At 70.4% G+C, this 15,748-nt stretch carries 20 protein-coding genes; 3 read left to right on the top strand and 17 right to left on the bottom strand.

The genetic code is table 11. The features are described from left to right. Positions 1 to 119 precede the first annotated feature (119 nt). From AB0E85_RS33560 to AB0E85_RS33550, 3 genes are all read right to left on the bottom strand, one after another. Complete coding sequence (locus AB0E85_RS33560) at positions 120 to 806, bottom strand: antibiotic biosynthesis monooxygenase (protein ID WP_361935361.1); 687 nt, start codon at positions 804 to 806, stop codon at positions 120 to 122. A gap of 115 nt (positions 807 to 921) precedes the next feature. Beyond that, on the bottom strand, positions 922 to 1,287 hold the full coding sequence (locus tag AB0E85_RS33555; RefSeq protein WP_361935358.1) for a DUF3618 domain-containing protein: 366 nt from the start codon (positions 1,285 to 1,287) through the stop codon (positions 922 to 924). Beyond that, on the bottom strand, positions 1,284 to 1,703 hold the full coding sequence (locus AB0E85_RS33550; protein ID WP_355838193.1) for a phage holin family protein: 420 nt from the start codon (positions 1,701 to 1,703) through the stop codon (positions 1,284 to 1,286). Before AB0E85_RS33550 ends, AB0E85_RS33555 begins: the two co-directional genes overlap by 4 nt. Positions 1,704 to 1,838: 135 nt before the next feature. On the opposite strand from AB0E85_RS33550, the gene dapA reads away from it, so the two are divergent. Further along, positions 1,839 to 2,723, top strand: coding sequence for a 4-hydroxy-tetrahydrodipicolinate synthase (dapA, locus tag AB0E85_RS33545; protein ID WP_361935356.1), 885 nt, complete (start codon positions 1,839 to 1,841; stop codon positions 2,721 to 2,723). Here dapA and AB0E85_RS33540 read toward each other — a convergent pair whose 3' ends face one another. The 6 genes from AB0E85_RS33540 to AB0E85_RS33515 form a co-directional block, all read right to left on the bottom strand. After that, entirely contained in the window at positions 2,724 to 3,935 is a 1,212-nt protein-coding gene (locus AB0E85_RS33540) for a WD40 repeat domain-containing protein (protein WP_361935353.1), read from the bottom strand. Next, complete coding sequence (locus AB0E85_RS33535; RefSeq protein WP_361935351.1) at positions 3,932 to 4,489, bottom strand: SigE family RNA polymerase sigma factor; 558 nt, start codon at positions 4,487 to 4,489, stop codon at positions 3,932 to 3,934. Before AB0E85_RS33535 ends, AB0E85_RS33540 begins: the two co-directional genes overlap by 4 nt. A gap of 160 nt (positions 4,490 to 4,649) precedes the next feature. After that, complete coding sequence (locus AB0E85_RS33530; protein ID WP_361935348.1) at positions 4,650 to 4,880, bottom strand: hypothetical protein; 231 nt, start codon at positions 4,878 to 4,880, stop codon at positions 4,650 to 4,652. Between the two features lie 134 nt (positions 4,881 to 5,014). After that, a complete protein-coding gene (gene dapD / locus AB0E85_RS33525) occupies positions 5,015 to 6,004 on the bottom strand; it encodes a 2,3,4,5-tetrahydropyridine-2,6-dicarboxylate N-succinyltransferase (protein WP_107458664.1) in 990 nt (329 codons plus the stop codon). A gap of 190 nt (positions 6,005 to 6,194) precedes the next feature. After that, positions 6,195 to 6,743, bottom strand: coding sequence for a TetR family transcriptional regulator (locus tag AB0E85_RS33520; RefSeq protein ID WP_361935346.1), 549 nt, complete (start codon positions 6,741 to 6,743; stop codon positions 6,195 to 6,197). After that, the gene (locus AB0E85_RS33515) at positions 6,743 to 7,063 is read right to left on the bottom strand and encodes a multidrug efflux SMR transporter (protein WP_361935343.1); all 321 of its coding nucleotides are present in this window, start codon (positions 7,061 to 7,063) and stop codon (positions 6,743 to 6,745) included. The genes AB0E85_RS33520 and AB0E85_RS33515 overlap by 1 nt, the downstream gene beginning before the upstream one ends. A gap of 181 nt (positions 7,064 to 7,244) precedes the next feature. Here AB0E85_RS33515 and AB0E85_RS33510 point away from each other — a divergent pair, with 181 nt between their 5' ends. After that, positions 7,245 to 8,078, top strand: a complete 834-nt coding sequence (locus AB0E85_RS33510; protein ID WP_361935340.1) for an AbfB domain-containing protein — start codon at positions 7,245 to 7,247, stop codon at positions 8,076 to 8,078. 62 nt (positions 8,079 to 8,140) lie between these two features. Here the strand turns inward: AB0E85_RS33510 and AB0E85_RS33505 are convergent, their stop codons facing one another. From AB0E85_RS33505 to AB0E85_RS33470, 8 genes are read right to left on the bottom strand one after another with little or no spacing between them, the layout of a single operon-like run. Continuing rightward, positions 8,141 to 8,473 carry a metal-sulfur cluster assembly factor gene (locus AB0E85_RS33505; RefSeq protein WP_028809645.1) on the bottom strand — a complete coding sequence of 111 codons (333 nt, stop codon included), beginning with the start codon at positions 8,471 to 8,473 and terminating at the stop codon, positions 8,141 to 8,143. After that, positions 8,470 to 8,940, bottom strand: a complete 471-nt coding sequence (gene sufU / locus AB0E85_RS33500) for a Fe-S cluster assembly sulfur transfer protein SufU (RefSeq protein ID WP_033310795.1) — start codon at positions 8,938 to 8,940, stop codon at positions 8,470 to 8,472. The genes AB0E85_RS33505 and sufU overlap by 4 nt, the downstream gene beginning before the upstream one ends. Before the next feature lie 15 nt (positions 8,941 to 8,955). Then, entirely contained in the window at positions 8,956 to 10,212 is a 1,257-nt protein-coding gene (locus AB0E85_RS33495; protein ID WP_361935335.1) for a cysteine desulfurase, read from the bottom strand. Beyond that, on the bottom strand, positions 10,209 to 10,973 hold the full coding sequence (gene sufC / locus AB0E85_RS33490) for a Fe-S cluster assembly ATPase SufC (RefSeq protein ID WP_361935332.1): 765 nt from the start codon (positions 10,971 to 10,973) through the stop codon (positions 10,209 to 10,211). The genes AB0E85_RS33495 and sufC overlap by 4 nt, the downstream gene beginning before the upstream one ends. Before the next feature lie 7 nt (positions 10,974 to 10,980). Then, positions 10,981 to 11,298 carry a non-heme iron oxygenase ferredoxin subunit gene (locus tag AB0E85_RS33485; RefSeq protein WP_361935330.1) on the bottom strand — a complete coding sequence of 106 codons (318 nt, stop codon included), beginning with the start codon at positions 11,296 to 11,298 and terminating at the stop codon, positions 10,981 to 10,983. Further along, positions 11,295 to 12,515 carry a Fe-S cluster assembly protein SufD gene (gene sufD, locus AB0E85_RS33480; RefSeq protein ID WP_361935327.1) on the bottom strand — a complete coding sequence of 407 codons (1,221 nt, stop codon included), beginning with the start codon at positions 12,513 to 12,515 and terminating at the stop codon, positions 11,295 to 11,297. The genes AB0E85_RS33485 and sufD overlap by 4 nt, the downstream gene beginning before the upstream one ends. A 54-nt stretch (positions 12,516 to 12,569) precedes the next feature. Continuing rightward, positions 12,570 to 13,991: a Fe-S cluster assembly protein SufB gene (gene sufB / locus AB0E85_RS33475; protein WP_161367349.1), complete on the bottom strand. Its 1,422-nt coding sequence runs from the start codon at positions 13,989 to 13,991 to the stop codon at positions 12,570 to 12,572. Continuing rightward, on the bottom strand, positions 13,988 to 14,710 hold the full coding sequence (locus AB0E85_RS33470; protein WP_184844965.1) for an ArsR family transcriptional regulator: 723 nt from the start codon (positions 14,708 to 14,710) through the stop codon (positions 13,988 to 13,990). Before AB0E85_RS33470 ends, sufB begins: the two co-directional genes overlap by 4 nt. Before the next feature lie 161 nt (positions 14,711 to 14,871). Here AB0E85_RS33470 and AB0E85_RS33465 point away from each other — a divergent pair, with 161 nt between their 5' ends. After that, the gene (locus AB0E85_RS33465) at positions 14,872 to 15,720 is read left to right on the top strand and encodes an AAC(3) family N-acetyltransferase (RefSeq protein ID WP_361935324.1); all 849 of its coding nucleotides are present in this window, start codon (positions 14,872 to 14,874) and stop codon (positions 15,718 to 15,720) included. Positions 15,721 to 15,748: the final 28 nt, after the last annotated feature.

Below are 15,748 nucleotides of genomic sequence, written 5' to 3'. Positions count from 1 at the left end.
GGTGAAGCAGATGACGGGCAGCCGCTCGTCCTGCACCAGGGCCGGCATCTTGTCGTAGGCGACCGGCAGGATGCTCCAGGAGCCGGACATGCCGTCCGGCCCGCCCCACGGCTCCCGGCTCAGCCCGGCAGCAGACCCAGCACGTGCGTGTACCGGCTGCCGGTGAACCCCGCCGGCCCGGGAAACGCCCGCACCCGCTCCCACGCGTCGGTCAGCGGCGCGGCCAGCGCCCGGTCGTAGGCCTCGGCGCTCTCCCACTCGGCGTAGTTCAGCACATGCCCGCCGTCCGCACTCAGGTGGAAATGAGCGGACAGCAAGCCGGCGTTCCCCACCGGGTCGTCCTCGAGGGCCTTCACCACCAGGTCGGCCCATTCCTCACGGCGCCCCTCGCCACCCGCCTCGAAGTCGATCCGCACGGTGACGATGTGCCCGGGCGTCCGCGTCTCCCCCGCGGCCCGCTCCAGGCTCCGGTACCGCCGGTAGCGCATGAGTCCGACCCGCTCGATCCCCGGCACGGCGACGTCGATCTCGTCGACGCGCTCCTGCCGGTGGACCTTCACGAACGCCTCGAAGGCCTGCTCGCTGCTCCACTGCGAGTAGTGCAGCAGCGTGGATCCGTCCTGCCCGGCGTACACGTGGTAGCCCAGCAGATCGGTGGTCGGCCAAGGACGCCGCTCCCACGTCCGTCCGATCGCCTCCGCGGCCTGCTCCTGCCGCTCGGGGGTTCCCACCCGCCAGGTGCTGAAGAGGGAAGCACCGATGCGAGCGTCGGTGGGGTCGGGGTGCTGTTCGGTCCGACGGGTCATGGAAGGCTCCAGTTGGGTGCGTCGACTGCCTGCACACCCCACTGTTCAACCTCGACCAAACTTGAGGTCAAGGGGTTCACAGCCGGCACCCCTGGGCGTTCGCGCGCCCCGCCGCTCAGTGATGCCCGTGCACATGCCTCCAGCGCAGCACGCCGACGGCCACCACACCCGCGGCCGCCCCGGCCACGAGCACCGGCCGCGGATGGCGCAACCCGGCCTGCACGACCGTCCGAACCGGACCGGGACCCGCGTGCGCCGCACGGTCCTGGACCGCGTGCCCGGCGTGCGCCGCGCTGCTGCGCAACTGCACCGTCACCGCCCCGGCCTTGTCCCGGAGATCGGCCGCCCGTGCCAGCGCACGCCCCTTCACATCGGCCTTCCCGGCCAACTCCTCCACCGTGTTCCCGAGTTCGCTGCGCGTCTGCTCGATCTGCCGCCGCAGCTCGTCGGGCCCCTTGGCCCCACCCGTCGGCTTCGTCATCGATGCGCCCTTCCCTTGATCTCCTCCACGTCCGCCTTGACGCTGCCGATGGCCTCCTCGGGCGTGGGGGGCGTGGCCCGTCGCAGCTGACCCCGCCCGACGGCCGCCAGCACCGCCGCGATCACGAACAGCACCCCCGTCACGATCAGCGCGGCGGCCCACACGGGCAGCACCAGCGAGAGCGCGGCGGCACCCGTACCGGCCAGCGCGAGGAACCCGGCGTACGCGACGGCACCCGCAGCACCGAGCAGCCCGCCGCCCCGCCCCGCCCGCCGTCCCTTCTCGGCCAGTTCTTCCTTCGCGAGCGCCACTTCCTGCCGCACGAGCCGGGAGGCCTGCTCGGCGGCCTGATTGACGAGCTCGCCCACGGAGTGGTGCTCGTCGCGCACGACCCGATGGTCCATCGTTCCGGTCACGGTGTTCCGCCTCCTCTCGAGAAGTAGGAACCCCCGAGTACCCGCCCCGCTCCGCCATACCTCGTAGTATCGCTTAACCTCACTCAGTAGAAGATTTAAGTGGAGCTACAAGGTCGGCAGGCCGACACTACCCCCATGACGACACCCTTCGGGCGCACCCTCTGCGCGATGATCACCCCCTTCACCGCCTCCGGAACCCTCGATCTCGACGGCGCCCAGCTCCTCGCCTCCCGCCTGGCCGACGACGGTTGCGACGGCTTCGTCCTCTCCGGAACGACGGGCGAGTCCCCCACCACCACGGACGCCGAGAAGTCGGCCCTCATCACAGCCGTCCGCGAGGCCGTGGGCGGCCGGGCACGGATCGTCGCGGGCATCGGCACCCCCGACACCCGCCACACCACCGAACTGGCCCGAGAGGCGGAAAAGGCGGGCGCGGACGGGCTGTTGGTGGTGTCGCCGTACTACAGCCGCCCCCCGCAGGACGCGATCGAGGCCCACTTCCGTGAGGTCGCGGACGCCACCGGACTCCCCCTCATGGTCTACGACGTCCCGGCCCGTACCGGCACCCGCATCGAAGCGGAGACGATCCTGCGGCTCGCCGACCACCCCGGCATCGTCGCGGTCAAGGACTGCTCGAACGACTTCCTGGCCGCCCAGAAGGTACTGGCGCGCACGGACCTGGCGTACTACGCGGGGTGCGACGAGCACAACCTCGCGCTCTACGCCGTGGGCGGCTCCGGCTACGTCAGCACGGTCGCCAACGTGGTCCCGGACCGGCTGCGAGCCGTCCTGGACGCGTTCGACGCGGGTGACACCGCCCGGGCGGCCCGCCTCCAGCAGCGGGCCACCCCGCTCATCGAGGCGGTCATGTCGGCGGGCCTGCCGGGCACCGTCACGGTCAAGGCGCTCCTGAACGCCCTGGCCCTCCCCGCGGGCCCGGTCCGCGCGCCGCTCCGGGCCGCCGACCCGGCCACGGCCGACACCCTGCTGTCGCTGCACGCGGACCTCTCCGAGGCCTGATCACCGCACCGCGAACACCGGCTCCCACCGCCCCTTGGTGTTGTCCTTGGGCGACCGGAAGTCGCTGAGCGGGACCGTCTTCCGGCCGCCGATGGTCACGAGGACCAGCCGCTGGTGGTACTCGTTCCCGTCCGGTCCGATGTCCCAGGCGACGAGCGAGTTCCCGTCCGCCCACGCCAGCAACTGCTGTCCGCGCACCTCACGCTGCTTCCCGGTGCGGGCGTCGAGGACGAAGGACGACGTCTTCCACTTCCGCCCCGCGAACTGACCGGCGACGAGCCGCCCGTCCGGCGACACCCCCGCGTCGACGAACCAGTCCCGGTACCGTTCCAGCGCCGGCGCGGGGACTTCCCCGCCGGTGAAGTCGTAGAACTTCTCGCCCGGTTCGGTGGGCATCCCGGACCATACGAGACGGCCGTCGCGGGTGAACGCGAAGTCCTGACGGGAGTTGAGGAACACGTCCGGGTTGTGCGCACCCCCGCCGACCTCCACCCCGGCCCAGGAGCTGCTGCCGGAAGCCACGTCGATGACGTGGAAACCGGTCCGGTCCGACTCCGTGAACGGGGCGTCCCAGCCCTCCGAGCCGTCGGTCTTCACCCGGCGGTCGGGGTTGTCACTGTAGGTCGTCGCGACGAGCTTCCTGCCGTCGGTGGAGAACTCGACCCCCGCCACCGGACGGTCGACCGGGACCCACCGTTTGACCTGACCGCTCGCCAGGTCGAGCAGCCCGATGCGCGGTACGGGAAGGTCCCGCTCCAGCACGGCGGCGGTGGTCAGCCCGGGGGCGACCGCGACGTACGACCAGCGGTCGTCCTTCGCGTACTTCTTCGTCCTCGGGTTCAGCAGCCAGTACGTGCGCTGGGAGACGGCGCGGTCGGCGGACTGCACGACGTTCTTCGTGGTGAAGTACGCGGCCAGTGCGACCCGCCCGGCCGCGATCATGTCGCGCGGCGGCGACTGGTCCGGGTGGGCGGTGATGCCGGTCTGCTCGATCCCGCCCGAGGGACGTACGTCCTGCTTGCCGGAGTCCAGTCGGGGCACGGCCAGGGAGACGGTGATCACGGCGGCGGCCGCCGCGGCGACGGTCGCGAGCCGGCGGCTGCGGCGGCGCCTGCGGACCGTCAGGACGCGGTCGGCGAAGCCGGGGCCCACGGGCGGCTGCCCGTCGGCCTGATCGCGCAGTGCGTCACGCACGAGTTCGTCGACGTTCACTGACGCACCTCCACGGGCGAGTAGTCACGGGAGGGCCGCTGCTCGGCGGCGGCCGGGCCGAGGGCGGCCAGTTCGGGGGCGAGGGCGCGCAGCCGGGCGAGGGAGCGATGGGTGGCGGACCGTACGGTGCCGACGGAGCAGCCCAGGATGCGGGCCACCTCTGCCTCGGGCAGGTCCTCGAAGTAGCGCAGCACGAGTACGGTGCGCTGCCGCGCGGTCAGCCGGGCCAGCGCGCCGCGCATCACCAGGCGCAGTTCCGCGGCGCCGGAGGCGTCCGGGTCGATGCCGGTCTCGGGCAGTTCGGCGACGCTCAGCTCACGCCTCGGCCACTTCAGGCGCCAGCGGCTGACCTGCTGCCGGTAGAGGACCTGCCGGACGTAGGCCTCGGGTTCGTCGATGCGGTGCCAGCGGCCCGCTGCCTTGATCAGCGCGTTCTGGAGCAGGTCCTCGCCCGCGTGCCGGTCGCCGCCGCTCAGCAGGACGGCCGTCTTCAGCAGCGCGGACGACCGGTTCGCCACGAACTCCCGGAAGTTCTCCTGCGCTTGGGCATCCATCGTCACCTTCGCTCTCCCCCGGGACGGACCCTGTGCCCGCCCCCCGTACTTCCTGTGACGCGTGCGGGGGCGCCCCGCTATGCCACCGGCGGGCAACGAGAACGGGACGGCCCGCACCGCAGGCGACTGCGGTGCGGGCCGTCCCGCATGCTCTGCCGGTTCAGTTCCAGGCGTACCCGTCACCGAACAGCAGCGTGTGCTCCAGCACGTCCTCCGCCGGGTCGTCGATCTGTCCGACGTTGACGTTGATCAGACCGACCCGGTGGCCGTTGTGGGAGTCCGTGTTGGTCTCGTCGGCGTGCGCGGCGCCCGCCGGCAGCCAGCACACCGCCAGCGCCGCGGCCACCCCGGCCAGCCCGCGCACGGCGGTCCGCCCCCGCTCGTTCCTCATGCCCCGGTCCTCGTTTCGTCGGTTCGGCTTCTGATCGGACACTGCGTCCACCCGTTCATCTGCCAAGACCACCGCGAGGTCACGCCGGGTCATCCGTACGGGACGTGCGGGCCGTACGGATCGCCGTGGGACCGTCAGTTGTGGCTGTGGAGGATCTCGTTCAGTCCGCCCCACACCGCGTTGTTCGGCCGGGCCTCCACCGTGCCGCTGACCGAGTTGCGGCGGAAGAGGATGTTGGAGGCGCCGGACAGCTCGCGGGCCTTGATGATCTGCCCGTCGGGCATGGTGACACGGGTGCCGGCGGTGACGTAGAGACCGGCCTCGACGACGCACTCGTCGCCCAGGGCGATGCCGACGCCCGCCTCGGCGCCGATCAGGCAGCGCTCGCCGACGGAGATGATGACGTTGCCGCCGCCGGAGAGGGTGCCCATCGTGGAGGCGCCGCCGCCGATGTCCGAGCCGTCGCCGATCACGACACCGGCGGAGATGCGGCCCTCGACCATCGAGGTGCCGAGCGTGCCGGCGTTGAAGTTGACGAAGCCCTCGTGCATGACGGTGGTGCCCTCGGCGAGGTGGGCGCCGAGGCGGACCCGGTCGGCGTCGGCGATCCGGACGCCCTTGGGGGCCACGTAGTCCGTCATGCGCGGGAACTTGTCGACGGAGGTCACCTGGAGGTGCAGGCCCTCGGCGCGGGCGTTGAGCCGCACCTTCTCCAGGTCGTCGACGGCGACCGGGCCGAGCGAGGTCCAGGCGACGTTGGCGAGGAAGCCGAAGATGCCGTCCAGGCTCTGGCCGTGCGGCTTGACCAGGCGGTGGGAGAGCAGGTGCAGGCGCAGGTAGGCGTCATGCGCGTCGATCGGCTTCTCGTCGAGCGAGGCGATGACCGTGCGGACCGCGACCACCTCGACACCCCGGCGGGCGTCCGGGCCGATCGCCGCGGTCGCGCCACCGCCGAGCAGCTCCGCGGCACGCTCGGCGGACAGCCGCTCGGTGCCGGACGGGCCGGGCTGGTCGGCCAGCTCGGGCGCGGGGAACCAGGTGTCGAGAACGGTGCCGTCGGCGGCGATCGTGGCGAGGCCGGCGGCCACGGCGCCGGTGGTGCGAGGAGCAGTCGTGTCGGTCATGAGGGCAACCTAACCGGCGGACGCCGATGGATGCGAACCCGTACGGGGCCGTCTCACGGGACGGGCGGTATCCACTCCCTCAAGACGCCCCTCAACAGCACGGACACCCGCGTACGGGTGACTCCCTCAGGGACGCCCCACCGACAGCCCCGCGCCCGCCGGCCGAGGTGGCCCGGCAGTCACCCCGGCCTCATCCGGCAGCCCCCGCGAGCACCCGCGTCAGTACCTCGCGTGCGTACTCCTCGTCGTACGGCACCCCTGTCAGCAGCACCTGGAGGCAGATGCCGTCGACGACCGCGACCAGCGCCCGTGCGGTGACGGGGTCCGTGCGCGGGGACAGCAAGTCGGCGACCCCCTCGGCCCACTCGGCGGCGACGGGTCGCAGGGCGGGCCGGCGCAGGGCGGCCAGGTACAGCTCGTACTCCAGCTCCACACCCGTACGGTCACCGGAGAGCCATTCCCCGATCCATCCGGCGAGTTCGGCGGCCAGATCGGTGCGGGGGTCCTCCAGGCCGCCGCACGAGGCGACCATCTTGGCGAAGCCCTCGTTGGTCTGCCGCAGCGCGGCGACCATCAGCTCGTCGAGGGTGCGGAAGTGGTACGTCGTGGAGCCGAGCGGCACGTCCGCCTCGGCGGCGACGCTGCGGTGGCTCAGTCCGGCGATGCCCTTGGAGCCGACGACCCGGATCGCCGCGTCGATGATCCGCTGCCGTCGCTCGGGGTCATGGCGCCGCGGCATCAGTGCGCACCCCCCAGGTTCAGCACTACGACCCCGATGATGATCAGCGCGATCCCGGCGGCCTTGGCGACGGTCATGCCCTCCCCCAGGAAGGCGATCCCGATGGTGGCGATGGCGGCCGTTCCGACCCCGGCCCAGATCGCGTAGGCCGTGCCGACCGAGACGGTCTTCAGGGTCTGCGCGAGCAGCGCGAAGGAGAGGACGTAGCCGACGAGCGTGAGCAGCGAGGGCCCGAGCCTGCTGAACCCGTCGCTGTACTTCATGGCGGTGGTCGCGCCCACTTCGGCGGCTATGGCCCCGGCCAGCAGCAGATAACCCATGTGTACGAGCGTACACAACATCTGTACGCCCGTACACAAGCAGGTGTTGGATATCGGAGAGAAACCGCTCTCACCAAATGCGCCACAGGCGCCCCACCAGTCCACTACGGTGTCCACCGATCACACACCGGGCCACCACAACTGCGCCGCCGTCAAGGGTGCCCCGCCGGAGGAACAGCGCATGTCAGAACAGAAGTCCCGGCCGCCGCAGGACCGCCCCTGGGAGAGCGGCTGGGCCCCGGACACCACCCGCGCCCCGGGCACGCGACGGCTCTGGCTGGCGGGTGCGCTGGCCCTGGCCACGATCACCGCCTGCGTCACGGCCGTCACCGTGATGGACCGGGAGTCCGGCGAGCAGGAGAACCGGGCGGCGGAGCCGACCACCCTCAGCAGTTCGGCCCCGGGCGGCCTGATCTCCTTCGCGACCCCGTCGAAGGGCGGCGCCGAGAAGGCCGGCGCGGACCGTCCTCACCCCTCCCCCACCCCGACCAGCAGCGCTCCCACCGCCTCCCCGAGCCCGACGCCCCGGAAGAAGGCGCCGAAGCCGCCGAAGGCGTCCCCCGCTCCCTCGAAGAAGCCGAAGCCGCCGTCCTCCCACGGCATATCCATACGCTCGGCCAACTTCTCCGACCGCTACTGGCGGGTGCGTGACGGCTATGTGCGCCTCGACCAGATCGGATCGGGCTCCGAGCAGCGCGAGGACGCCACCTTCCAGCGCGTCGCCGGTCTCTCCGACTCCTCCTGCTACTCCTTCACCACCGCGGACGGCCGCTACCTCCGCCACCGCAGCTTCGTCCTGGTCGCCGACACGAACGACGGCTCGTCCCTCTTCCGCCAGGACGCCACGTTCTGCCCCCGCGTCTGGTCCCGTTCGGGAACGCTCACGCTGGAGTCGGTCAACTACCCGGGCCGCTTCCTGCGCCACCGCAACTTCCAGCTCCGCCTCGATCCCTTCGAGAACAGTCACCAGTTCTACGCGGACGCGTCGTTCCAGATCGTGTCCGGGCTGGACTGAACCCGGACATGCGTGAGGGCGGCACCCGGGATGGGTGCCGCCCTCACGCGCGTCAGTGGATCTCAGACGTTGAACCCGAGAGCACGCAGCTGCTCGCGTCCGTCGTCCGTGATCTTGTCGGGGCCCCACGGCGGCATCCAGACCCAGTTGATGCGCAGCTCGCTCACGAGGCCGTCCGTGGCGGACTTCGCCTGGTCCTCGATGACGTCGGTCAGCGGACAGGCCGCCGACGTCAGGGTCATGTCGAGCGTCGCGATGTTCGCGTCGTCGATGTGGATGCCGTAGATCAGGCCGAGGTTGACGACATCGATGCCCAGCTCGGGGTCGACGACGTCGTACAGCGCCTCACGGACCTCTTCCTCCGAGGCCGGCTTCATCTCAACGGTCTCGCTCATGCCGTCGTCTCCTTCTCGGCGTCGGCTCCGCCCAGTACCTGGGCCGTCGCGTCCTTCCAGGCCATCCAGCTCAGCAGGGCGCACTTCACCCGGGCCGGGTACTTGGACACCCCGGCGAACGCGACCGCGTCCTCCAGGATGTCCTCCATCGCGTCGTCGGGTTCGAGCTTCCCCTTGGACTGCATCAGCTCCAGGAAGGTCTCCTGGATCTTCCGCGCGTCGGAGAGGTCCTTGCCGACGAGGAGGTCGTTCAGCACGGACGCGCTCGCCTGGCTGATCGAACAGCCCTGGCCTTCGTACGAGACGTCCTCGATCGTGGTGCCGTCGTACTTCACGCGCAGCGTGATCTCGTCACCGCACGTCGGGTTGACGTGGTGCACCTCGGCGTCGCCATCCCGCAAGCCCCGCCCGTGCGGGTTCTTGTAGTGGTCCAGGATGACTTCCTGGTACATGGAGTCCAGTTTCACCGTCTAGCACGCCCCTCAGCCGAAGAAGTTCCGTACGTGCTCCAGGCCGTCGACCAGCGCGTCGATCTCGGCCGGCGTGGAGTACAGATAGAACGACGCTCGCGTGGTCGCAGGAATTCCGTAGCGCAGGCAGACCGGCCGCGCGCAGTGGTGGCCGACCCGGACCGCGATGCCCTGCTCGTCGAGGACCTGGCCCACGTCGTGCGGGTGGATGTCCCCGAGGGTGAAGCTGATCGCCGCGCCGCGCTCCTCGGCCGTGGTCGGGCCGATGATCCGCAGGTCGGGGACCTCCAGCAGCCGCTTGACCGCGTACTCGGTGAGCGCGTGCTCGTGGGCGAGGATCTTGTCCATGCCGATCGAGCCGAGGTAGTCGATCGCCGCGCCGAGGCCGACCGCCTGGGCGATCGGGGGCGTGCCCGCCTCGAACTTGTGGGGCGCCGGGGCGTAGGTCGAGGAGTGCATCGACACCGTCTCGATCATCTCGCCGCCGCCGAGGAACGGAGGCAGGTCCTCCAGCAGCTCCTGGCGGCCCCAGAGGACGCCGATGCCGGTCGGGGCGCACATCTTGTGGCCGGTGAAAGCCACGAAGTCGGCCTGGAGGGCCTGTACGTCCAGCGGCATGTGCGGCGCGGCCTGGGAGGCGTCGACGCACACCAGCGCACCGACCTCCTGGGCGCGGCGCACGATCGCCTCGACGGGGTTCTGGGTGCCGAGGATGTTGGAGACCAGCACGAAGGACACGATCTTCGTCTTCTCGGTGATGACCTCTTCGATGTTCGACAGGTCCAGACGCCCGTCGTCGGTGAGGCCGAACCACTTCAGCTTCGCGCCCGTGCGCTGCGCGAGCAGCTGCCACGGCACGATGTTGGAGTGGTGCTCCATCTCCGTGATGACGATCTCGGTGTCGGAGTCCACGCGGTAGGGCTCGTCGGCCCAGCCCAGCATGTTCGCCACGAGGTTGAGCGACTCCGAGGCGTTCTTGGTGAAGATCACCTCGTCGCGCGAGGGCGCGTTGATGAACTCCGCGACCTTGTCGCGCGCCCCTTCGTACAGCGCCGTGGCCTCCTCGGCGAGCACATGCACACCGCGGTGGACGTTGGCGTTGTAGCGCTCGTAGTACTCGCTCAGGGCGTCCAGCACCTGGCGCGGCTTCTGGCTGGTCGCCGCGTTGTCCAGGTACACGAGCTTCCGGCCTTCGTGGACCTGGCGGTCCAGGATGGGGAAGTCCTTGCGGATCGCCTCTGCGTCGAGGAGGCCCGGCAGCGATGTCACGCGGATGCGCCACCCTTCGTGTATGCCTCGTATCCCTCGTTCTCCAGCTTGTCGGCGAGCTCGGCGCCGCCGGACTCGACGATCCGGCCGCCGGAGAAGACGTGCACGTGGTCGGGCTTGATGTAGCGCAGGATGCGCGTGTAGTGCGTGATCAGCAGGGTGCCGACCTCGCCCGTCTCGCGGACGCGGTTCACACCCTCCGAGACGACGCGCAGGGCGTCGACGTCCAGACCGGAGTCGGTCTCGTCGAGGATCGCCATCTTCGGCTTGAGGAGCTCCAGCTGGAGGATCTCGTGACGCTTCTTCTCACCGCCGGAGAAGCCCTCGTTGACGTTGCGCTCGGCGAAGGACGGGTCCATGTTGAGGCGCTCCATGGCCTCCCTGACCTCCTTCACCCAGGTGCGCAGCTTGGGGGCCTCGCCGCGGATGGCGGTGGCGGAGGTGCGCAGGAAGTTCGACACGGAGACACCCGGAACCTCGACCGGGTACTGCATCGCGAGGAACAGACCGGCGCGGGCACGCTCGTCGACGGACATCTCCAGGACGTCCTCGCCGTCGAGGGTGACGGTGCCGCCGGTGATCGTGTACTTCGGGTGACCCGCGAGGGAGTAGGCGAGGGTCGACTTGCCGGAGCCGTTGGGGCCCATGATGGCGTGCGTCTCGCCCTGCTTCACGGTGAGGTCGACGCCCTTGAGGATCTCCTTCGTGGCGTTGTCGGCCTCGACGGTGACGTGCAGGTCTCGGATTTCAAGCGTTGCCATGGATGCCTCAGGACTCCTGGGTGAGGGAGACGAGCACGTCGTCCCCATCGATCTGTACGGGGTAAACGGGGACGGGGCGCGTCGCCGGGAGGGCGTCGGGCTTGCCGGATCGGAGGTCGAAGCGCGAGCCGTGCAGCCAGCACTCGATGTGGCAGTCGTCGACCTCGCCCTCCGACAGGGAGACGTTCGCGTGCGAGCAGATGTCGTGGATCGCGAACACCTCGCCCTCGGTCTGCACGATGGACAGGGGCGTGCCGTCGACTTCCACCCGCTTCGGGGTGTCCTCCTCCAGCTCGCCCAGGCCACAGGCGCGTACGAAGGTCATGCGACCGCCGCCTCCAGCTCCTCCTCGATCTTGGCGATCAGGCGCTCCTCGATGTCGGGGAGGCCGATCTGCTGGACCAGCTCGGCGAAGAAGCCGCGGACCACGAGGCGCCGGGCCTCGTGCTCCGGGATGCCGCGGGCCATGAGGTAGAAGAGCTGCTCGTCGTCGAAGCGGCCGGTCGCCGATGCGTGACCGGCGCCGACGATCTCGCCGGTCTCGATCTCGAGGTTCGGTACGGAGTCCACGCGCGCGCCGTCCGTGAGGACCAGGTTGCGGTTCATCTCGTACGTGTCCGTGCCCTCGGCCTTGGCCTCGATGAGCACGTCGCCGATCCACACGGCGTGCGCGTCGTCACCCTGGAGCGCGCCCTTGTAGACGACGTTGGACTTGCAGTGCGGGACGTTGTGGTCGACCAGGAGGCGGTGCTCCTGGTGCTGGCCCTGGTCGGTGAAGTACAGGCCGAACAGCTCGGCCTCGCCGCCGGGGCCGGCGTAACTCACGCGCGGGTGCAGCCGGACGACGTCGCCGCCGAAGGTGACGACGACCGACTTGAAGGAGGCGTCGCGGCCGATGAGGGCGTTGTGCTGGGCGACGTGGACGGCCTTCTCGTCCCAGTCCTGGACGGAGACGACGGTGAGCTTGGCGCCGTCGCCCAGGAGGTAGTCGACGTTGGCGGCGAGCACCGCGTCACCGGTGTGGTCGATGACCACGACGGCTTCGGCGAAGGCGCCCAGCTCGATCACCTGGTGGCCGAAGGCGGTGCCGCCCTCGCCGTGCACCGAGATGCGGATGGGCTCGGTGAGGACGGTCTCCTTGGGGACGGTCACGACCGAGGCCTTCTCGAACGCCGAGTAGGCCTGGGCGGCGACCCGGTCCACCGGGGTGCCGGCCTTGCCGAGCCGGGCGTCGTCGCGGCCCACGGCCTCGACCGTGACGCCCTCGGGGGCCTGGACGTCGACCTTCACGCCGGTGCCGTTGGCGACGGCGGTGCCGTCGTGCAGGCCGCGCAGGCGCTCCAGCGGGGTGAACCGCCACTCCTCCTCACGGCCGTGCGGGACGGGGAAGTCCGCCACGTCGAAGGAGGGGGGCGCGCTCATGCGCGTGGCGACGGTCGACTCCGCGGCGACCGCGATCGAGCCGGCGGTGGTGGAGCCCACCGGTGGGTGTCCCCCCGCTCGAGCGGAGCCGAGAGTGGGGGAGTTCTGGGCCTCAGCCATGGCTGTCGTAGTGCTCTCTTTCCTGAGTAGGACGTCTGCTGTCGAGGGGGCGGGTCAGCCGACCGCGCCCTCCATCTGCAGCTCGATCAGCCGGTTGAGCTCCAGCGCGTACTCCATCGGGAGCTCCTTGGCGATGGGCTCGACGAAGCCGCGCACGATCATCGCCATGGCCTCGTCCTCGCTCAGGCCGCGGCTCATCAGGTAGAAGAGCTGGTCCTCGGAGACCTTGGAGACGGTCGCCTCGTGGCCCATGGACACGTCGTCCTCGCGGACGTCCACGTAGGGGTAGGTGTCCGAGCGGGAGATGGTGTCGACGAGCAGCGCGTCGCAGAGCACGTTCGACTTGGAGCCCGGGGCGCCCTCACCGATCTCGATCAGACCGCGGTAGGAGGTGCGGCCACCGCCGCGCGCGACGGACTTCGAGACGATGTTGGAGGAGGTGTTCGGCGCCATGTGGACCATCTTGGCGCCGGCGTCCTGGTGCTGGCCCTCGCCCGCGAAGGCGATGGACAGCGTCTCGCCCTTGGCGTGCTCGCCCATCAGGTAGACGGCCGGGTACTTCATGGTCACCTTGGAGCCGATGTTGCCGTCGACCCACTCCATGGTCGCGCCCTCGTAGGCGACGGCGCGCTTGGTGACCAGGTTGTAGACGTTGTTCGACCAGTTCTGGATGGTCGTGTAGCGGCAGCGCGCGTTCTTCTTGACGATGATCTCGACGACCGCGGAGTGCAGCGAGTCCGACTTGTAGATCGGGGCGGTGCAGCCCTCGACGTAGTGCACGTAGGCACCCTCGTCGACGATGATCAGGGTCCGCTCGAACTGGCCCATGTTCTCCGTGTTGATGCGGAAGTAGGCCTGGAGCGGGATCTCCACGTGCACGCCCGGCGGCACGTAGATGAAGGAGCCGCCCGACCACACGGCGGAGTTCAGCGACGCGAACTTGTTGTCACCGACGGGGATGACGGTCCCGAAGTACTCCTTGAAGAGCTCCGGGTGCTCCTTCAGCGCGGTGTCGGTGTCCAGGAAGATGACGCCCTGCTCCTCCAGGTCCTCGCGGATCTGGTGGTAGACGACCTCGGACTCGTACTGCGCGGCGACACCGGCGACGAGGCGCTGCTTCTCCGCCTCGGGGATGCCGAGCTTGTCGTACGTGGCCTTGATGTCCTCCGGCAGGTCCTCCCAGGACTCCGCCTGCTTCTCCGTGGAGCGCACGAAGTACTTGATGTTGTCGAAGTCGATGCCGGAGAGGTCCGAGCCCCAGTTCGGCATGGGCTTCTTCTCGAAGAGGCGCAGGCCCTTGAGGCGGAGCTTGGTCATCCACTCCGGCTCGCTCTTCTTGGCGGAGATGTCCCGGACGACGTCCTCGTTGATGCCGCGCTTGGCAGAGGCGCCGGCCGTGTCGGAGTCGGCCCAGCCGTACTCGTACTTGCCCAGGCCCTCCAGCTCAGGGTGGGCAGTCTCCGTGGGGAGAGTCATGCGGGGTTCCTCCCGGCCGTGCTTGCAGATGCGTTGTGGGAAATCTTGGGGATGAACGTCGTGCAGACGCCGTCGCCGTGCGCGATGGTGGCGAGCCGCTGTACGTGCGTACCGAGCAGCTCGGCGAAGAATTCCGTCTCCGCCTCGCACAGCTGCGGGAACTGCTCGGCGACGTGGGCGACCGGGCAGTGGTGCTGGCAGAGCTGCTCACCCTGCTGCGGGTGGGGCGCGTTGCGCGCCGTAGCAGCGTACCCGTCGGCACTCAGGGCCTTGGCCAGTGCTTCGGTCCGCTTCTCGGGCGGGGCCGTCTCGACCGCCCGGCGGTAGGCGCCCGCCTGCGCGGCGATCCTGGCGCGGGCGAACGCGGCGATCGCCTCGTTGCCGCCCTCGCGGTCGGCGATCCAGCGCAGGGCGTCCGCCGCGAGCTTGTCGTAGGACTGGTCGAAGGCGTCCCGGCCGCAGTCCGTCAGGGCGAACACCTTGGCCGGGCGGCCGCGGGTCCGCGCGCCGTACACCCGCTGCTCGCGCGCCTCGACGACACCGTCGCCCGTGAGGGCGTCGAGGTGCCGGCGTACGGCCGCCTGGGTGAGGCCCAGCCGCTCGGCGAGCTCGGCGACGGTCGAGGGCCCGTGGTCCAGGATGGACCGCGCGACCCGGTTGCGGGTGGACCGCTCCCCGGTCGCCAGCTCCTCGTGGGGTGCCTCGCCGACGTTTTTCACAACGCCATTGTTGCGTAATTCCTCCGGACCGGGCAAGCCGCGTGTGCCGCACCCCACGGTGCCCTGCGTCACTTAGGCAAACCTAATCTGACCTGCGGAAACGATCTCCGATCGATCAAAACGGTGGCATGCGGCAGCCGCTTCGGGGACACTCCGAAACCATGCCGACACCCCCTCCGACCGGCCCTCTTGTCACCCGCGAGACGCTCCGGACCCAGCTCGCCGAGCTCGGTGTACGCCCCGGTGAGACCCTCCTCGTGCACTCCTCGCTCAGCGCCCTCGGCTGGGTGAACGGCGGTGCCGTCGCGGTGGTGCTGGGACTGCTCGACGCGCTCGGCCCGCAGGGCACGCTCGTGGTCCCCACCCAGACCGGCGACCTGTCCGACCCGGCCCTGTGGAGCAATCCGCCCGTGTCCCCGGAATGGTGGGCGGCCATCCGGGCCACCATGCCCGCCTACGACCCGCGGATCACGCCCGCCCGCGGGGTCGGTGTCGTCCCGGAGACCGTGCGGACCTGGCCCGGCGCCCTGCGCAGCGCGCATCCGCAGACCTCGTTCGCGGCGCTCGGCCCGCACGCGGCTCAGGTGCTCGACGGGCACGCGCCCGACTGCCGGCTCGGCGAGAAGAGCCCGCTGGCGAAACTGGAGGCGATGGGCGCCCGGGTGCTGCTGCTCGGTGCCGGCTACGCCTCCTGCACGAGTTTCCACCTCGCCGAGTACCGGATCCCGTCCCCGCGCGTCGCCGTGGGCCGGCCCGGTCCCGAGGGCTGGGAGACCGTCACGGAGGTGTCGATCAGCTCGGACCGTTTCGACGAGCTGGGCTACGACTTCGAGCGGGACCGTCCCGTCGTCCGGGGCAAGGTGGGGGCGGCCGAGGCGCGGCTGTTCCCGGTGGCGGACGCGGTGGCCTACGCCGAACGGTGGCTGGCGGTCCACCGGCCGCGTGAGGAGGAGTTCCTCCCCCCGCCCCCGCTCTCGGCTCCGCTCGAGCGGGGGGACCCCCAGGTCTGAGGCCCGACCCGCCTACCTAGACTCTGGA

It is taken from the genome of Streptomyces sp. NPDC029044 (genome assembly GCF_040637495.1).
Classification (GTDB): Bacteria; Actinomycetota; Actinomycetes; order Streptomycetales; family Streptomycetaceae; genus Streptomyces.
Note: the sequence above shows the minus strand (reverse complement) of the source record. Positions and strands in the feature narration are given on the sequence as shown.